Here is a 16,456-nt window from a genome sequence, read left to right as displayed (position 1 = left end):
TCGGCCCCCTGAGGACCAGTCATCCCAGCGTTGGAGTCACAGGCATGACATCGCGACCGTCACATCCCCGTCGCCGGTTTGCTCTCGTCGCAGCGCTGATCGCGATGGGGGTCGCAGCGCCATCCACGAGCGCGCAGACGACGAAGCCGGCGGAAAAGCCCGAGCCCGCCCTCGCGCTGATCCTCGAAAGCAGCAGGGCGGCCGAGGACTCCGAGCTACTCCCGGGACTCGATCACCGGACCATCGCCCTCCCCGCCGATGGCCTCGCGGTCCACGTCTTCGCCTTCGACACGTCGCGGTTCGGCGTCCGCACCGTCCAGCAGCACGAAGAGACCGGCAGTCGCGCCCTCGATTTTCTCGCCGGGCCAGGCGATGTCTTCGCCATCAATGGTGGCTTCTTCGAGCGCGACGATGACGGCCGCCTGTCGCCGAGCGGCCTGCTGGTGGTCGACGGCGTCACGGTTGCCATGGAGCACGAACGGGCCGGCTCTGGCGTCCTGCATGTCGGCGCCGGGGCGGCATCAATCAGCTATCGAGCGGATGCGCCAGCGCCAAGGGCGCTGAAGAGCGCGGTTCAGGTCGGTCCAATTCTGGTCGACCCGGGCGGCAAGGTCGGCATTCGCAGCCAGGGAGTCCGGGACCGCAGGAGCGCCCTCTGCCTGCGTCACGGCGCAATCGTTGCCGTGGTGGCCGATAGCGACGGTCTCAGCCTGCTGCGTCTGGCCGAGCTTCTCGCCGCGCCGACCGGCGATGGCGGCGTCGGCTGCGACATCGCCATCAATCTCGATGGCGGGCCTTCGACCCAGGCAATCTGGCGCGGCGATACGGGTGAGATCGTGATTCCTGGCGGCTCCACCGTTCAGAACGCGATTGTGCTATCCACACTGCCCCAGTAGCCGGCGCAACGGGAGCCTGAGCAGACCCGCGCCGGGCGATCTTCAAAGAAGGAGGAAACCTCGATGCCGATGGTCAAGATCACCTACGTCGCCGAAAACCTGGGCGACGACGCCGAAGCCCGCAAGACCGCCGTCGCCGGCAAGGTTTCGCAGGCGATCGCCGAGGAAATGGGCGTCAACGCCTCGGCCGTCTGGGTCGTTTTCGAGGATGTCGGGGCGAAGGACTGGTTCGTCGGCCCCGAAAGTGTCAAGGAGATGCGCGCCAAGTCCTCCTGACGCGCCTGCCTTCCCCGTCCGAACCCGGAGCGGGCGGCGCGCCGCCCCTTCCCCGCCCCCGCTTCAACGCCATGCCCGACCGAATCCTCCTGCCTTTGATCGTCGCCTGCGCGTTGTTCATGGAGAACCTCGACGCGACGGTCCTGTCGACGGCGCTGCCGGCGATCGCCCGGGATTTCGGTGCCAACCCGATCCACCTCAAGCTGGCGCTGACCTCCTATCTGCTGGCGATCGCCATCTTCATCCCCGCCTCCGGCTGGCTGGCCGACCGCTACGGCGCCCGGATCGTCTTCCGCGCCGCCATCCTGACCTTCGTTCTCGGCTCGATCTGGTGCGGGCTGTCCGGCTCGATCGGCGAGATCGTCGCCGCCCGCATCGTCCAGGGCATCGGCGGATCGATGATGGTGCCGGTCGGCCGGCTGGTGATCCTGCGCAGCGTCGAGAAGCGGGAACTCGTCGGCTCGCTCGCCTGGCTGACGGTCCCCGCGCTCATCGGCCCGGTCATGGGACCGCCGGTCGGCGGCTTTCTCACCACCTATTTCGACTGGCGCTGGATTTTCTGGATCAACGTCCCGGTCGGGCTGCTCGGCCTGGTGCTGGCGACCCTCTACATCCCCGACATCCGCGGCGAGACCCGCAGCCGCTTCGACAGGCGGGGTTTCATCCTGTCGAGCCTCGGCCTCGCCCTGTTCATGAGTGGCTCGACGACGCTTGGCCTCGACCTCCTGCCGCTCGCCTATGTCTTCGCCATGCTGATCGGCGGCGCCGTGCTGCTGGCCCTCTATGTGGTCCATTCGCGCCGCGTCCCCGCGCCGATCATCGACCTCGCCCTGTTCAGGCTCGAATCCTTCCGGGTCAGCATGATCGGGACGATGCTGTTCCGCATCGGCGTCGGCGCGACGCCCTTCCTGCTGCCGCTGCTCCTCCAGCTCGGCTTCGGCATGACGCCGTTCGAATCCGGCATGATCACCTTCGCCGCGGCGATCGGCGCGCTGGCGATGAAATTCGCCGCGCCGCCGATCCTGCGCCGCTACGGCTTCCGCACGGTGCTGATCGCCAACGCCGTGCTGGCCGGCCTGTTCGTCATGATGCCAGCTGCCTTCGTGCCGGCGACGCCGATCTGGCTGATGACCGGCCTGTTGCTGATCGGCGGCTTCTTCCGCTCGCTGCAATTCACCATCGTCAACGCCCTGGCCTTCGCCGATGTCGACCCGGAGCGGATGAGCCGGGCAACGACGCTGACCAGCGTCGCCCAGCAACTGGCGCTGAGCATCGGCATCTCGGTTGGCGCCATCGCGGTGCAGGTGACGAGTGCCGCGACCGGCGGCACGATCACCGCCGGCTCCTTCGCGCCGGCCTTCGTCGTCGTCGGGATGCTGACGATCGGTTCGGCCTTCGCCTTCATGCGGCTGGCGCGGAATGCCGGGCACGAAATGTCCGGGCACCGGAAATACGCGCCCGACGCCGTCACCAGCATGCGCGAGCGCTAGGCTCCGGCCGGGTCCCCGCCACGGAAGCCACGGGCGACGAGATAGAGTTCGACCGAGTTCTGGCGACTTGCCGGCGGCTTGACATGATGGACGCTGGTGAAGCTCCGCTTCAGCATCGTCAGCAGGTCCTGCTCGGCGCCGCCCTGGAAGACCTTGGTGACGAAATGGCCGCCCGGCCTGAGGATCGAGATGGCGAAATCGGCCGCGACCTCGCAAAGGTGGATGGTGCGCAGGTGGTCGGTCTGGCGATGGCCGGTGGTCGGCGCCGCCATGTCGGAGAGCACGACATCGGCCGGATGGCCGCCGAGCGCCGCGCGGATCACGTCGGGGGCGTCGTCGTCGAGGAAGTCCTTCTTGATGATCGCGACGCCGGGCAGCGGCTCCATGTCGAGATAGTCGATGGCGACGACATGGATGTTGGCGTCCGACGTGCCGACCCGCTCGGCCGCGACCTGGCACCAGCCGCCGGGAGCGGCGCCGAGGTCGACCACCCGGCCGCCCGGCTTGAACAGACCGTATCTGTCGTCGATCTCGATCAGCTTGAAGGCCGATCGGGCGCGAAAGCCTTCAGCCTTGGCGCGGGCGACATAGGGGTCGTTGAGTTGCCGTTCGAGCCACCGCGCCGACGAGGGCTTCCGCCGCCTGGCATTCTTGACGCGAACCTTGAGCTGGCGGCCGCTGTTGCCGCGTTTCTCATCCATGAACGGTATCCCCGCTTCCGCCCTGGTAACGGGGCCGCCAGACGTCGTCCTCGGCCATCAGTTCGACCAGCAGGCCCTCGCGCAGGCCGCGATCGGCGACCCGCAGCCGCTCCACCGGCCAGCGGCGGCGAAACGCCTCGAGGATGGCGCAGCCGGCAAGCACAAGGTCGGCGCGCTCCCGACCGATGCAGGGATTCGCGACCCGGGTGTCGTAGTCCATGGCGGCGAATTCGGCGACCAGTTCGGCAACCCGGCGCCCGCTGAGCCACGTCCCGTCGACCCGCCGCCGGTCATAGCGCGGCAGCCTGAGGTGCACGCCGGCAAGCGTCGTCACCGTGCCGGACGTGCCCAGCATATGGACCGCGCCGTCGGCGACCGCGCGGTCGAGATTCTCGACCTCCGGGAAGTCATGCAGCAGGTTCGCGACCTCGTCGACCATCGCCTCGAACTGCTCCGCCGAGACATCACGGCCGCCGTGCCGCTCGCTGAGATTGACGACGCCGACCGGCAGCGACATCCAGCTTCGCACCCGCTCCGGCATCGGCCGGCGCTTGCCCTCCCTCGGTGTCGAGAGGTCGATCCAGACGAGTTCCGACGAGCCGCCGCCGATGTCGAAAAGCACCACCCCCGACGCATTTGGGTCGACCAGCGACGCGCAGCCGGCGACCGCCAGCTTGGCCTCGGTCTCCTGCGAGACGATTTCGAGGACGAGCCCGGTCTCGCGCGTTACCCGGTCGATGAACTCGGTGCCATTGGCGGCGACGCGGCAGGCCTCGGTGGCGATCAGCCGCGCCCGGGTGACGCCGCGATAGGCAAGCTTGCTGGAGCAGACCTTCAGCGCCTCGACGGCGCGATCCATCGCAGCGTCGCCGAGCCGGCCGGTCTGGCCGATCCCCTCACCCAGCCGGACGATGCGTGAAAACGCGTCGACCACCCGGAAGCCGCGCTCGCGCGGCGCCGCGACCAGCAGGCGGCAATTGTTGGTTCCGAGATCCAGCGCGCCATAGAACTGCGCCGGATCTCGCCTTGGCTGCGCCGGGGCGGGCCCGGACGCGGGCGCCGCGTCGGCGGTTTCCGCCGCCGCGACAGCGCCGTTCCGCTCCGCAGCGGCTTTTGGACCGGTGCCGGGAGCATAGACCGGCCGTCCCCGCTTGCGCCGACGTTTCCTTGGTTTCCGATGTCCGGGGGCTGATTTTTCGTCAAGCGAAGCCACGGCCTGCGGCGGTTCACCCGCCGCCGGAACCGTTTCCCCGCCGGTCCCGCCTGGACCGGCAGCCACACGCGACGCCGCGTCCAGCGTTTCGCTGCCCGTCGTCTTCACTCGATTGCCTGCGACCGCGCGCCAGCCGACAGGCGGCAGCGCGGCTCCACGTTTCTGTTTCACCGACAAGTTTAACAGGTGTCGGCAGACTGGCAAGCAGCGCAACGGTTGACGAGTTTCGGGGGGCTGCCTATAGGATAGCCAACGATCGGCACGAGGCTGGGTCACTCCCACATCGGGAGCGCTCCCGGCAGCCTGATCCGATTGGGGAATCGTCTAATGGTAGGACAGCGGACTCTGACTCCGCCAGTCTAGGTTCGAATCCTAGTTCCCCAGCCAACCCTCTGTTTTTGCCGGGTCGGTCGTTTCACTCGCCTCCGTGCGCGCAGTGGGTTCTACTGTTTCCGCTAAAAGATCAAATCGTTGACCAGACGCGCGGTCCCGATGATCGACGTCGCTCCTTCCGACGGAGCGACAGCAAAGGCGCCCGGCCCCGGCTCGACGCCGATCGCCCACGACTTGGTGGGCAAGGAGTCTTGCGGCGCGTTGTCACCTGCTGGCGGTGATCACCGGTTTGCGCGGGATCGGCTCCGCGCCCATTTCGACCCAAAGCTGCCAGTCGGTGCCGACGGCCGCCGCACGGATTGCGCGCCGCGAAGGATTGCGGACCCCGATGCTGCCACCGGGGTTCGCCACAACGTTGCGGGACTGCGGGCTATCGGCTCGCTACGTAGTAGTCGTAGCCGCCGTCTTTCCATTCGTAAATGACGAAACTGGGCAGGTTTACGTCTCCCTTGTCGTCGAAATGGAAATCTCCCAGGACGCTGCGGAACGTTCCTTTCTGCAGGGCATCGACCACCGGCCCGAACTCGACCGTGTCAGCATTGTCGACAGCCTGAGCCCAGGCCTGAAGTGCGCCATAGGCGAAGAGTACGTAGCCCTCGGGATCGACCCCGCCGGCCTTGAACTCGGCGACGACAGAGGACGCATCCGGACCTCTGCGGGGGTCGGGCGAGAAGGTGAACAGGGTCCCCTCCGCCGCGTCCCCGGCGGCGTCCCAGTAAGCGTCGGCGGCGAACGTGTCGCCGGAAACGAGGACGGTCTTCATTCCCTGCTCGCGCATTGCTTTTACGATCAGGGCAGCTTCTGGGAAGTAGCCGCCGACATAGACTGCATCGGCATTGGCCGTCTTGAGCTTGCTGACCAACTCGGAAAAATCGGTCTGACCGTTTTCATAGGTCGTGCTCAGAACCTCGGTCTTGCCGGCCTCGTTCATGAACCTGCGCGTTTCGTCTGCGAGACCTTTGCCGTAGGCACTCCCATCGTCGATGACAGCGACGTTCTGATCCTTGAAGCGCCAGGCGAGGAACTCGCCCGCGATCTGGCCTTGCTGGTCGTCGCGACCGGCAACACGCATGACGCCGACGCCGGGGCGCTCATCCGTGAACTTCGGATTGGTCGACGCCGGCGAAATCTGGACAATGTTCTCGGTGGCGTAGACCCGGGAGGCGGGAATCGACGCCCCAGAGCAAAAATGGCCGATGACGATCGCGACCTTCTCGCCCGCCAATTCCCCGGCAACCGTCGCCGCTTTTTCGGGATCGCATCCGTCATCGCGGACGTCCACCACGACTTTCTGACCGAGCAGGCCACCGGCCTTGTTGATATCCGCGGCCCATTGGTCCGCGCCGGTCTTCATCTGCGCGCCATATGCGCCGTAGGGACCGGTCATCGGCCCGACGACGGCCACTGTGATATCCGCCTGCGCGGAGCCGGCAAACGCTACCCCGAACGACAGGGCGATGCCGTATTTCAGTAACTTCCTCATCAGTTGCTCCTTGGGAATCTGGAAGGGGTGACTGGCTGCGCGCAACCGCTGTCCGGGTCGGACCGGTTCAGATGCAGTCAGCCTCGTGACTAGCGGGGTAGCGTGAGCAGTGGGGAAACGACGATCGTGACGGATTGCATCAGATAGTTGCCGTCGACATATCCGGTCGCCCCGGCCCATTCGACAATGCACCACGTCCCGCCGCAGCTAACGACCTCGACGGCAGAGCCGGCCGGGATGACGACGTTGACCCGGTAGTTCAAGCCGGGACCGATCCGCAGATTCAGATTGGCACCCGTCACCGTAGGCGCGGCTACCGCGGCGGTGGTGGCCAGCGACAGCGCCAAAGCCGCCGCCGCAATGAAGCGTGCAAAGAACATATGCTAGGTCTCCCAATTGAAGAGTTGCGTTTCGGGTCCGAGTTGGATTCCTGATCGGAGCCGTTGCTTGAGCGCCGGGAAGGACGTGCGACAGCGGACAAGATGCCGCCCACTCGTGCGGTTGCTCGCGCACGACGTTTCCTGGCGTGTTTCCTAGAGGACCCCCGGCCCGCGGAGCCCGACCCCGACGCCGTGATAGCCGACGCCAACGCCGCCCCCGATACCGATCCGGTCGATGAACAAGGTCGTCGCGCCGCCAGCCGCCGGCATCGTGCCGTCAAGGAGCGTGTAGGTGTAGATCAGGTCGTCGCCATCGACGACCGGATCCGAGATCTCCACGACGGCAAGCGTGTTATCGGGTTGTCCCGGCTCATAGACCGAAAGCGTCGCGTTGGGTGGATCGGCGGTGAAATTGTCGGCGCCTTCGGCCGCGGTCCACTCATTGAGATAGTCGGCCATCTTCAGATGCCCGGCCAGGCGCTGGGGGCGATCGGAAAAGTACAGGACCTGCTGATTGACGTTCACCAGACGGAGGGTCCTGTTGGCAAGGTCGGCCTCGAGGTCGTCGGAGACGTGAACGAACATGAACATCGGTTCGAGTTCGTCTTCGGCGATCGCCAGATTCACTCCTGACCCGAGCCCCAGAACGAGCAGTCCGGCGACGGTCAGCAGATCGCGACGAGCTTTGTTTGTCGGCTGATTTTCAGTACGGCTTCTCATGAATTGTCTCCATTTTTTAAGAGAGCATCGTGCGGGTCGACCCGGCTCAGGAAACAAACCTCCTGCTGATCCTTCGTCTCCCCGAACCGCCTGTCGCAGCGTTTTCGTGCGCTACTCGGCCTCGTCGAAGAGCGTCTTGACGGCCTGCATCACCAGAGCTTCGGGGTTGTTCTCGCAATACTCGCCGAGGGCGGCGCCGTAAGCGGGCATCATCTCGGTATCGAGGACCGTGTTGTCTGCCCTGCCGTTGAAATACCCGGACATCCAGGCGCCGGTGACGACGACCTCCTCGGCCGACATCGACAGGAGCCCCTGGCAATCGATCGCGGCCATGTCGACCTCTTCGGCATCCGCGGATATCGATGCGGCGCAAAGCACAAATGCGGCAGTCCAAACAGAAGACAGGCGTTTCATCCGGAACTCTCCCAAGCGTGGTTTTTTCATTGGTTCGTGGGCTGCGGCATTGGCTGCAGAACGTAGAAGCCCTTGCCCATCGCGGTCGGGAAGTAGACCCGCCCGCCATAGCCGGGCGGGGTCAGCGAGTTGACGGTCAGGGGCTCGAAGAAGTCCGATTCCGCCAGAATCCTGCCCGTTGCCGCATCGCGCCAGGTGAGCTGCTCCGAGTATTTCGACGTCTGCACCGCCTCGATGATCGACGCGCTTTCGGCGGGCAGCTTGATGTTGGTGAGCATCAGCACGCGTTTGTCGGCCGGGCCGAAAACGGGCTGGAAGGTGTTCGAGATGTCGTCGATGACGAAGGCGGTTTCGAGCTTACCGGTCTCCGGATCGATCCTGATCCCGGCGACCTTCTTCATGCCCATGTCGGCCGAGTAGATCAGGTTGTTCTCCGGATCGGCCCCGTTCTTCGGTGGCGCGAAGCTCCATTCACCGGAAGGCAGATCGCCGAAGGGAAAGATCGTCTCGGTCCGGGTCGCGTCGTCCTGATGGATGACCACGACGCTCGATGCCTTCTTGTTGCTGAAAAGGCCGTTGGTCTGGACCGCGACCCAGTCGCCGACAATCGTCGGTGCGGTCAACGCTGCCTGACCCTCCGCCAGCGGGTGCACGACCCAACTGTCATCGGCGGTGAGCTTCTTCCGGATGGGGTGCCAGAAGTAGCGTCGCGCGGTATCGCCGACGCCCATGTAGATCGCGATCTGTCGCCCGTAGGGAGTCACGATATGCGGCGACGGCGCGGGACCCGGCAGGGGCAGCGAGTCGAGTACCTCGAGCGTCTCTGGATCGACGGCGACCAGCACGGAGTTCGGCATCTTCATGCCCTTCTGGGCGCAGGCGATGATTGCCATCGTGCCTTGAAGCGTGCAGCCGATCGGTCGTGTCTGGTCCTTCAGGATCAGGGTGCCATCGGGCGCGATCGTCAGGTGCTTGAAGTTGACGTCTTCGAGTGGCGCGTCGCCGGGCGGGAGCGTGTTCGTCTTGAGGATCTCGCCGGTATCGCCGTCTACCAGCGCGATGAAATGCGACCAGGCAAACGCGATGTTGCCGTCGGGCAGGATGTTGAGATTGGCGTTCGCGATCCAGCGGCCGGAGACGTTGAGATTGTCGAAATATGTGCGCCAGATCTGCGCGCCCGTGGTGGCGTGGGCCTTGGCGATGTAGGGCCCGACCTGGCGCGGATCGTCCGGCGTCGGGAATTCCCCACCGACGATGTACAGCTCCCCGGGTCGGCGATTGTTGATGTAGGAAATGCCGGGATAGTCGTCGAGGCTGCGGAACGCGTAGACCGCGTTCGGCCCATCCCAGGAACCGGTGAACGTCGCGCACGGGAACATGCCGCTGCGCTCGGAGTCCGATATCTCTGCGCCGTTCAGCGATGAGTAGTAGCCAGGCGTCGGGATCTTCTTCTGGCAGGCAAGCTCGGCGGCATAGAGCGTGACGTCACCGGGAATCGGCCCGTTGGCGGCGCTGATGTTTGAATCGGCAGCGTCGGCGCCCTGGGCAAGCGAGAGAGACAGGGCCAATCCGGCAAGCAGGGCCGTGAGTCCAGGCTTCGTGTTCATCGGTCGGATATCCCTATTCGGTTCGAGCTTCGGCGGGATGCGCGGCTCCCTGGCGGATGCGCACCGGGTCACGGCTTGTCTCCCAGGGCCTCGAAGGCCGCTTTGGTCGTGTACGCACCCTTCGGGTAGTAAGGCCCCATGACGCGCTCCTCCTCCCCCGGCTTGGTGATGTTGGCGGGGCTTTGGGCCCAGTCGTCGCTCGGCGCCATGACGCGCATCATCAGCATGCCGAAGTCGTCGCGGTTCTGCGGTGTATCGAGGCCCTCGCCGCGGGGGCTCCATTCGATCCAGGCGACGCCGTTCCCGGCGGTCGCGTTGGCCGGGCGATCTTCCTTGCGGCTGTAGACGATGGTGTAGTTGCCGTCGGCATCGAGCGGCACCTGCATGTCTGACAATCCGTCGACGATCTGGCCCGACGGTGCTGCCTCGCAACTGACGATCGACCAGTATTGCGCCTGCGCCGGCGGCATAATCTCGAGCCCGAGTCCGGCCGCGCCCGCATAAGTGTCCGGGAATGTCGGCATCTTGCCGCGCGTCACGAAGACCTGCCCGAACGCCCGCGACAACTGGACGAAGAGATAGTTGGTGTCGGGATCGCCACCGCCGTCGATCGGTCCGGCATACGGGATCCTGGCCTGCTCCTCCGGAGTCTTGAACGACCCGAGGATCGAGTACTTGATGTTCCAGTATTTTTCCCACTTTCCATCCTTGCGCGCCGGCGCTGTGACGGGGTCGAGAGCGGGGTCGTTGTCCTTGGCGTTGACCAGCGCCGTCCACTGCGCTGCCGTGAACGGCTGGGCCGTGTTGCCGGCGATGGGATTGGCGATTGCCGCGACGGCAGCGTCGCCGCCCAGGCGCGTGCCATCGGCGAGCGTCAGTTCGAGATCGGGAAGCCCGCGCGTGCGAACCGCCGACGCCCACGGCGCCCAGCCGGCGCCGTCGCTACCGGCGTCGGAGAGATAGATACGCGTGACGAACTGCAGAGCACCGCCGCCGCTGCCGGCGTAGAGCGTATTCGCGGCGCGATCGCTTGCGTTCTCCGGTGCATCCCGGGCGACAATGCTGACCGTATAGTCGCGCGGTTCGGCCAGGCGGTCGTTGCCGACGACGAAGGGATTGATCGAGCCTGGATCGGCAGCGATGTCCCATCCCGCGATGTCCTCGCCGGTCGAGACAAACGTCCCGCCCCTGGCCTTGTAAAGGGCGAACTTGAAGTACCGTGCCCGGGGGTAAGCGCCTCGCATCGTCAGCGTGGCGCCGGCCGGCAGCGAGAATTGAGAGATGAAGTAGGTCGATTGGGTATCCGGCCAGAGGTTCGGATTCTGGATCGGCTTGGGGTATTCTAGCAGGTTCCAGTAGGCCCAGCCGCGCGGGCCCTGGAAGAACAGATCGCCGCCATAACGCTGGTCGGTGCGGATCACCGTCTCCAGCGACTTGTCCCCGGGTCGCGTCGCGTCCAGTGCGCGGGCGTTGGTCACCGGTACGATGCCGGGCGGCGCCCAACTGCCCTTGCCAAGCGGCAGCACCGACGGCGCTTCAGCCTTCGGCCAGTAGAGCCGCATGACGACGAACATCGGCCCCGCCGGCGCCGGCAGCCAGTTGGATTCACGATCCTTGCCGGGGCTTTCATGCTGGATATGGAGCGTCAGCGAACCGTCCGGGTTCGTCTTCAGTCCCGGCAGCATCGGCGAATTGATCAGGTAGCGGTTGATCGGGTTGTCGATGAGGAGCTGGGTCTGCCCGTCATACATCGTCACCGACCAGAAGGCGTTGACCGGCGGCAGCTCGCCGGGCGGAAAGGTCAGCGTGTAATTATGCTGGCTACCGTCCAGCGGCACGGTGTTGATGTCCGTGCGCGTGAACGGATAGGCCGCCTCTTCTGAGGAGTTGCCGTAGATGCCGAGCTTCGATCCGGCGGCGCGCAGCGCCCAGTCGCCGCCGAAGAATTCCCGGTCGCCAGCGGCCGCGCCGATCTGCCAGCCGTTGATGGTGGTTCCCACGCTCCCGGCGGTCGCCGCGATCTTCGCCGTCGCCGCCTTGATCGCATCGGCGAGCGCGGCCTGCTTGTCCGACGACAGCGTTTGCGCGTCGAAGGTCTCGCCCGGACCAATGCCGATCCCGGCGAACCTTGCCCGGAGCGCCTTTTCGGACTCGGGCAGCGCCGTGGCCGGCGCGAACTGCAGCAGGAAGTTCAGGTATGACGGAAAATCGGTGGAGAAAGCCGCCGGGCTGAATGCCGGCCAATCGATGGGCGCCGCCGCTGCGGGGGCGGATACGCCGAGGAATGACGAGAGCGGCTCCACCCTGTAGCCCGCCTGGACCTTTTCGACATTGGGCATGTCGTCGGGGTCGAAGAGCTGCGTGCGAAAGATGGTGAAGGCGAAATCCGTGTCGCTCTGGAAAACTGCGCCGATACGTGCGGGCGTTTCGCCCGACCAGCCCGGCCCGGCCACCAGATAGCACCCCGCGCCATTGCCCGTGGCGCGACTGCCCATGTAGCCGAGATTGTTGGTGTACATGTCGGTGAGCTGGACGTCGTAATATCGATCCTGCTCGATCGCCGGCAGGCAGATCACCATGGGCTCCGCCCGAAGGTCGAGCTGGACGAAGGAATATGGGGTGTCGCTGTTGGGCGTGCTGACAGCCGTGTCCTTCGGCGTGTAGACCCGCGCCTCGTTGGCGATCTGGTTGAAGGGCGCGAGGTAGGCGCCGGAGTCCGTGTCGACGTTGTAGTCGTGGAGCACCTTGTAGGCGACGATCATCGGAAAGGCGTAGACGTAGGCTTCCTCGGCGATCGCCCGAAACGCATCGGAATCGACGGTGCTGGTGTCAGCGAACGAGGCGCTCGCCCCCAGGCCAGCAACGTTCAGCGCCAGCGCAAAACCGACAAGACACATTGGCCGGACGGCCGGCAGTCCGCGGCGGCGCGGTCCGGCCGTGGAACCAGCGGGGCCGCTCGGGGCTGCCCGGAACACTCGTGCTCCGCCGACCCGGCGAAGACGGGTCGCCGTGTCTGCGACAATGGAATTGACACCGTCGTTCATTCAGTTCCCCACTGCAATCGACGAGATGATCGGCATCAAGTGGCGTCGTTCCGCATTTCTTAGGCCATCCTCGCCGGGCCGATTTCTCTTTGCGTGCCAAAAAATCTATGGAAGATGGCAAGGTGTCTGGGGAGGAAGTCGCTTGAGTTCAGTCGTGCCGATGATCCGGGCGGCCGCGGCCATGCCGCTTCTTCGCTGGCTTCACCAGAACGGTCACCGCCCCGATAGCCTGGCGGCCGAAGTGGACCTGCCGGCGCTGCCCTACTGCGACCCGATGCAACCGATTCCCCTTCTCGCCGCCCTCGACCTTCTTCGGCGGGCGAGCGAACTTGAAGGCCCGGACATCTGCTGCCGTGTCGTCTCAGAGACGAGTGCGCTGGAATTGCTGCTTTTGGGAAAAGTCGCGCTCGGCACCCGGACGCCGCGTGAAGCGGTGATGAGGATCTCGGCCGCGATCCCCTTTTTCTGCTCGCATGAGCATCTGACGATCGACCCTGCCGTCAATGGTGCCGTCGTCAGCCAGTTCTACGCGATGGACCTTCCCCCGACGACGCTGCACCTGGTTCATCAGTATGTCGCCGAGATGACCAGAACGCTGTGCCGGATGACCGGCGAGGCCGATCCCGTGGGAACCGTCGAGATGGTGCCGCACCCCGAATTCGGCCTCGAACACCTTCGCGTCTGGTTCGGGGATCGACTCGTGCCGACCGAACGCCGCTCGGTAAGCGTCTTCGTCAGCGAGGCGATCCTCGACAAGCCGTTCCCTTCCCGGGCGCGCGATCGCACGGGTGGCCGGGTTCCGCCAGGTTTCAAGACGCTGCGCGACGACCCGACCCTATCCGGGTCGGCCCGGATTCTCATCGGACTGATGCTTGATGACGGGACACCGTCGGTCGATCGGCTCGCCGCCTATGCCGGCATGAGCATCCGTACCCTCCAGCGCCGCCTCGACGCCGAAGGCACGAACTTCACGATTCTCCTCGACGAAGTTCGCAAATCCCGCGCCCTCGACAGTCTTGCTGCAGGTGGCGGCGCCCTCAGCGCGCTGTCCGAAGAGCTTGGCTATGCCCGCCAGGCGTCGCTGACGCGGGCCGTTCGCCGCTGGACCGGCCAGGCACCGCGCCATTTGCGGGTCGAGGCCACACGCTGACTCCGGCCCGAACCGGGGGCAACCAAGAGCCATCGCGCGTCTGACCCCGGATTTGTGGCCGAGCGACTTTCCGATGAGCCGACTCCCAAACGGGCATCCGATTTCCGTTTCGGCGTGACGAGGGAAGCGACGGCCCCGATGCACAGGAAGTCCGGGCAGGAACCGCCTGTCATCCATCGATCTGCGGCGATGGCGCGCAAGGCGCGATCATCCGGCGCAGGTATCCCCCCGGCTTTCGCGGGGGCAAGGCCCTTTTCGCCGGCAAATGTCACGAAGGAGGACGAGCGATGCCACGGTTCCGACATCGTTGATCGCCATTTGAGTCCCCCAAGCGGCGCCGGTGCACCCGGCGTCAATCGTCCATCGCGATGGCCGCGGCAGTCTCCCTCCGCCGGCCGGGCAACGGAGTGACCATGGCTACCTATATCGGCACGATCTACAACGACGTCTACACCGGCAGCGCCCAGAACCAGTACGGTATCGACGGCGCCGATTTCCTGTCGCCCAGTAGCGACAACAAGGCCTATTACCTCTACGGCGGCAACGGCAACGACGACCTCTACGGCTTCTCCTTCAACGACGAACTCTATGGCGGCTCCGGCAAGGACCTCATCGTCGGGCTGAACGGAAACGACTATATCGAGGGCGGCAGCGGCAACGACATGCTGTATGGCAGCTACGGCAACGACGAGTTGTCGGGCGGACGCGGTCGCGACATCTTCGTCTTCGACACCCAGCTGAGCAGCAAGAACAACCTCGACACCATCACAGACTACGACACGTCCAAGGACCTCATCGATCTCGACAAGGCGATCTTCACCAAGGTCGGCAAGGTCGACCACACGCTGAAGTCGAACAAGTTCGTCGTCGGCAACAAGGCCAAGGATTCCAAGGACCGCATCATCTACAACGACGATAACGGCGTCCTGAAATACGACCCCGACGGCAACGGCTCGAAGAGTGCGAAGAAATTCGCGATCCTCAATTCCGACCTCGACATGAGCCACGACGACTTCTTCGTCATCTGATCATTGCAGAAGGATCGCGGGAGACGGGCGCCAGCGCGCGCCGTCTCCCGCCCTTTCGCCAGGTGATCGAGCCAACCACGCCGTCGAGCAGGTGGTCGGTTCCCCCTATCGAAGCTACGCCGCCGGCCATGGCCGGCGGCGCGCGTGTTTCGTGATCCGCGGCCTCAGGCGGCAGTTTCGGTCGGCAGGCCGGCCAGCGCCATCGCCAGGTCGGCCTCGTCGTAGTCGAGGTCCTGAAGCTTGCCGGCGAAGTAGTCCATGTAGGCCTGCATGTCGAAATGGCCGTGGCCGCAGAGGTTGAAGAGGATGGTCTCCGACTTCCCCTCCTCGCGGCAGCGGATCGCCTCGTCGATGGCGCCCTTGACCGCGTGGTTGGCTTCCGGCGCCGGCAGGATCCCTTCGGTGCGGGCGAACTGGACGCCGGCCTCGAAGCATTTCGACTGGTGGTAGGCCTTCGCTTCCATCAGCCCGAGATCCATGATGTGGCTGACCATCGGCGCCATGCCGTGATAGCGCAGCCCGCCGGCATGGAAGCCCGGCGGAATGAAGGTCGAGCCCAGCGTGTGCATCTTGACCAGCGGCGTCAGGTGTCCGGTATCGCCGAAGTCATAGGCGAACTGGCCGCGCGTCAGGCTCGGGCAGGCCGCCGGCTCAACGGCGACGATGCGGACATTCTTGCCGCCGCGCAACTGCTCGCCGAGGAACGGAAAGACGATGCCGGCGAAGTTCGAGCCGCCACCGGTGCAGCCGACGATGACGTCGGGATAGTCGCCGGCCATTTCGAGCTGCGCCATCGCCTCCTGGCCGACGATGGTCTGGTGCAAAAGCACGTGATTGAGCACCGAGCCCAGCGCATACTTGGTGTCGTCGCGCTGGGCTGCGACCTCGACCGCCTCGGAGATCGCAAGGCCCAGCGACCCCATGTGGTCGGGCTTGGCCTCCAGCGCGGTGCGGCCGGCATTGGTCTCGCCCGAGGGCGAGGGAATGCAGCGGGCGCCATAGGTTTCCATCAGCGCCCGGCGATAGGGCTTCTGGTCGTAGGAAACGCGGACCATGAAGACCTCGACCTCGAGGTCGAAGAGAGCGCCGGCAAAGGCGAGCGACGAGCCCCACTGGCCGGCGCCGGTCTCGGTCGACAGGCGCTTGACCCCGGCTTCCTTGTTGTAGAAGGCCTGCGGCACGGCGGTGTTCGGCTTGTGGCTGCCGGCCGGCGAGACGCCTTCGTACTTGTAGTAGATCTTGGCCGGCGTATTCAGCGCCTTTTCCAGACGCCGGGCGCGGAAGAGCGGCGCCGGACGCCACTGGCGATAAACTTCGCGAACCGGTTCCGGAATCTCGATGTCGCGCTCGGTCGAGACCTCCTGTCCGATCAGCGCCATCGGGAAAAGCGGCGCCAGGTCGTCGGGGCCGATCGGCTGCTTGGTGCCGGGATGCAGCGGCGGCGCCAGCGGGGCCGGCAGGTCGGCCGCGATGTTGTACCAGGTCTTCGGAATACGGGTTTCGTCCAGCAGGTATTTGACAGTGTCGCTCATGGGTTCCCTCCCCCGCTCCCCGCGGGTGTCCGTGGTCGCTGTTCCGTGACTGTAGCCCCGGCCAAAGCGATGTGTCGAGCGAACGCAATGCCGCGCCAGGCCGCGTCCGCTGTTCCACATGGTCTTCGC

14 protein-coding genes and 1 tRNA gene are annotated in these 16,456 nt (G+C 65.5%); 6 read left to right on the top strand and 9 right to left on the bottom strand.

The genetic code is table 11. The annotated features are described in order from the left end of the window. The first annotated feature begins 44 nt into the window (after positions 1-44). The 3 genes from BLT60_RS16420 (at position 45) to BLT60_RS16410 (ending at position 2,662) form a co-directional block, all read left to right on the top strand. Positions 45-896, top strand: a complete 852-nt coding sequence (locus tag BLT60_RS16420; RefSeq protein ID WP_090877957.1) for a phosphodiester glycosidase family protein — start codon at positions 45-47, stop codon at positions 894-896. Positions 897-959: 63 nt separating this feature from the next. After that, positions 960-1,172 (top strand): tautomerase family protein, encoded by a 213-nt coding sequence (locus BLT60_RS16415; RefSeq protein ID WP_090877955.1) that lies wholly within the window; start codon positions 960-962, stop codon positions 1,170-1,172. Between the two features lie 71 nt (positions 1,173-1,243). Further along, the gene (locus BLT60_RS16410) at positions 1,244-2,662 is read left to right on the top strand and encodes an MFS transporter (RefSeq protein WP_090877953.1); all 1,419 of its coding nucleotides are present in this window, start codon (positions 1,244-1,246) and stop codon (positions 2,660-2,662) included. Here BLT60_RS16410 and BLT60_RS16405 read toward each other — a convergent pair. Further along, a complete protein-coding gene (locus BLT60_RS16405; RefSeq protein ID WP_090877951.1) occupies positions 2,659-3,363 on the bottom strand; it encodes an RlmE family RNA methyltransferase in 705 nt (234 codons plus the stop codon). The two genes, BLT60_RS16410 and BLT60_RS16405, sit on opposite strands and share 4 nt — an antisense overlap. Then, positions 3,356-4,684, bottom strand: a complete 1,329-nt coding sequence (locus BLT60_RS16400) for a Ppx/GppA phosphatase family protein (protein ID WP_175478488.1) — start codon at positions 4,682-4,684, stop codon at positions 3,356-3,358. Before BLT60_RS16400 ends, BLT60_RS16405 begins: the two co-directional genes overlap by 8 nt. Before the next feature lie 205 nt (positions 4,685-4,889). Between BLT60_RS16400 and BLT60_RS16395 the strand changes: the two genes are divergently transcribed. Beyond that, positions 4,890-4,963, top strand: a tRNA-Gln gene (locus BLT60_RS16395). A gap of 376 nt (positions 4,964-5,339) precedes the next feature. Here BLT60_RS16395 and BLT60_RS16390 read toward each other — a convergent pair. The 6 genes from BLT60_RS16390 to BLT60_RS16365 form a co-directional block, all read right to left on the bottom strand. Further along, complete coding sequence (locus BLT60_RS16390) at positions 5,340-6,452, bottom strand: branched-chain amino acid ABC transporter substrate-binding protein (protein ID WP_090877949.1); 1,113 nt, start codon at positions 6,450-6,452, stop codon at positions 5,340-5,342. 89 nt (positions 6,453-6,541) lie between these two features. After that, entirely contained in the window at positions 6,542-6,832 is a 291-nt protein-coding gene (locus BLT60_RS16385; protein ID WP_090877947.1) for an SH3 domain-containing protein, read from the bottom strand. Between the two features lie 153 nt (positions 6,833-6,985). Further along, positions 6,986-7,552 carry a hypothetical protein gene (locus tag BLT60_RS16380; protein ID WP_090877945.1) on the bottom strand — a complete coding sequence of 189 codons (567 nt, stop codon included), beginning with the start codon at positions 7,550-7,552 and terminating at the stop codon, positions 6,986-6,988. Between the two features lie 111 nt (positions 7,553-7,663). Further along, positions 7,664-7,966: an HdeA/HdeB family chaperone gene (locus BLT60_RS16375; protein WP_175478487.1), complete on the bottom strand. Its 303-nt coding sequence runs from the start codon at positions 7,964-7,966 to the stop codon at positions 7,664-7,666. A 26-nt stretch (positions 7,967-7,992) separates the two neighbouring features. Continuing rightward, positions 7,993-9,573, bottom strand: coding sequence for a hypothetical protein (locus BLT60_RS16370; RefSeq protein ID WP_090877941.1), 1,581 nt, complete (start codon positions 9,571-9,573; stop codon positions 7,993-7,995). 68 nt (positions 9,574-9,641) lie between these two features. Continuing rightward, complete coding sequence (locus BLT60_RS16365) at positions 9,642-12,470, bottom strand: DUF1254 domain-containing protein (protein ID WP_090877939.1); 2,829 nt, start codon at positions 12,468-12,470, stop codon at positions 9,642-9,644. Between the two features lie 124 nt (positions 12,471-12,594). Here BLT60_RS16365 and BLT60_RS16360 point away from each other — a divergent pair, with 124 nt between their 5' ends. Beyond that, positions 12,595-13,767 carry a helix-turn-helix transcriptional regulator gene (locus tag BLT60_RS16360; protein WP_090877937.1) on the top strand — a complete coding sequence of 391 codons (1,173 nt, stop codon included), beginning with the start codon at positions 12,595-12,597 and terminating at the stop codon, positions 13,765-13,767. A 413-nt stretch (positions 13,768-14,180) separates the two neighbouring features. Further along, on the top strand, positions 14,181-14,795 hold the full coding sequence (locus BLT60_RS16355) for a calcium-binding protein (RefSeq protein ID WP_175478486.1): 615 nt from the start codon (positions 14,181-14,183) through the stop codon (positions 14,793-14,795). A gap of 164 nt (positions 14,796-14,959) precedes the next feature. Here the strand turns inward: BLT60_RS16355 and BLT60_RS16350 are convergent, their stop codons facing one another. Continuing rightward, positions 14,960-16,327, bottom strand: coding sequence for a TrpB-like pyridoxal phosphate-dependent enzyme (locus tag BLT60_RS16350; RefSeq protein WP_090877934.1), 1,368 nt, complete (start codon positions 16,325-16,327; stop codon positions 14,960-14,962). Between the last annotated feature and the right edge of the window lie 129 nt (positions 16,328-16,456).

It is taken from the genome of Bauldia litoralis, from assembly GCF_900104485.1.
GTDB classification, from domain to species: Bacteria; Pseudomonadota; Alphaproteobacteria; order Rhizobiales; family Kaistiaceae; genus Bauldia; species Bauldia litoralis.
This window is presented reverse-complemented; position numbering and strand designations above follow the sequence as displayed.

Excerpts from the sequence above, each read along its gene's own strand:
- BLT60_RS16420 (WP_090877957.1), top strand. The coding sequence starts at position 45 with ATGACATCGCGACCGTCACATCCCCGTCGCCGGTTTGCTCTCGTCGCA.
- BLT60_RS16415 (WP_090877955.1), top strand. The coding sequence starts at position 960 with ATGCCGATGGTCAAGATCACCTACGTCGCCGAAAACCTGGGCGACGAC.
- BLT60_RS16410 (WP_090877953.1), top strand. The coding sequence starts at position 1,244 with ATGCCCGACCGAATCCTCCTGCCTTTGATCGTCGCCTGCGCGTTGTTC.
- BLT60_RS16405 (WP_090877951.1), bottom strand. The coding sequence starts at position 3,363 with ATGGATGAGAAACGCGGCAACAGCGGCCGCCAGCTCAAGGTTCGCGTC.
- BLT60_RS16390 (WP_090877949.1), bottom strand. The coding sequence starts at position 6,452 with ATGAGGAAGTTACTGAAATACGGCATCGCCCTGTCGTTCGGGGTAGCG.
- BLT60_RS16385 (WP_090877947.1), bottom strand. The coding sequence starts at position 6,832 with ATGTTCTTTGCACGCTTCATTGCGGCGGCGGCTTTGGCGCTGTCGCTG.
- BLT60_RS16380 (WP_090877945.1), bottom strand. The coding sequence starts at position 7,552 with ATGAGAAGCCGTACTGAAAATCAGCCGACAAACAAAGCTCGTCGCGAT.
- BLT60_RS16375 (WP_175478487.1), bottom strand. The coding sequence starts at position 7,966 with ATGAAACGCCTGTCTTCTGTTTGGACTGCCGCATTTGTGCTTTGCGCC.
- BLT60_RS16370 (WP_090877941.1), bottom strand. The coding sequence starts at position 9,573 with ATGAACACGAAGCCTGGACTCACGGCCCTGCTTGCCGGATTGGCCCTG.
- BLT60_RS16365 (WP_090877939.1), bottom strand. The coding sequence starts at position 12,470 with ATGTGTCTTGTCGGTTTTGCGCTGGCGCTGAACGTTGCTGGCCTGGGG.
- BLT60_RS16360 (WP_090877937.1), top strand. The coding sequence starts at position 12,595 with ATGGAATTGACACCGTCGTTCATTCAGTTCCCCACTGCAATCGACGAG.
- BLT60_RS16355 (WP_175478486.1), top strand. The coding sequence starts at position 14,181 with ATGGCTACCTATATCGGCACGATCTACAACGACGTCTACACCGGCAGC.
- BLT60_RS16350 (WP_090877934.1), bottom strand. The coding sequence starts at position 16,327 with ATGAGCGACACTGTCAAATACCTGCTGGACGAAACCCGTATTCCGAAG.